At 44.5% G+C, this 485-nt stretch carries 1 protein-coding gene; it reads left to right on the top strand.

Going from position 1 to position 485, the window contains the following annotated elements; all coding sequences use genetic code 11:
* On the top strand, positions 1–475 hold a 475-nt coding region (locus P3R27_RS14735; protein ID WP_301357609.1), incomplete at its 5' end, for a WxL domain-containing protein.
* Between the last annotated feature and the right edge of the window lie 10 nt (positions 476–485).

The raw sequence follows: 485 nt of genomic DNA, 5'->3' as shown, positions 1-485 counted from the left end.
GGGTACAACAGGTGAAGAAAACAAAGTTCCTTATGTCAGTTTTGCGCAAGTACAAGATGTCCGTGGAACGAATGCGGGTTGGGACCTGCAAGTACGCATGACCGACTTTAAAGCAACGAGTACAACGGTGAATGATACCCTGATCGGTGCAGAGATTTCATTGTTGGACCCAAGAATCCAATATGAAGGAATCACAGCTGGAAATGCACCAGTAGCGCATACAAGTGGATTGAAATTGATGCCAAATGCTTCAGCCGTATCCGTGATGACAGCTGAAAAAGATAAAGGTGCAGGGGTATCTTCAGTTGTTTGGGGGAACCAAGCAGACCTAGATGCACAAGAGGCGGATCCAGAGACGGATGTAGTGACCAATGAAGCGATTCAATTATTTGTTCCAGGCTCTACAGCGAAAGATGCGATACAATACAAATCCACACTGACTTGGGAATTATCTTCTACTCCTGATAATAACTAATCAGATGGAA

Source organism: Enterococcus spodopteracolus (genome assembly GCF_030441955.1).
Taxonomy (GTDB): Bacteria; Bacillota; Bacilli; order Lactobacillales; family Enterococcaceae; genus Enterococcus_B; species Enterococcus_B spodopteracolus.
The sequence above is the reverse complement of the archived record's forward strand: the minus strand, read 5'-3'. Positions and strand labels throughout refer to the sequence as shown.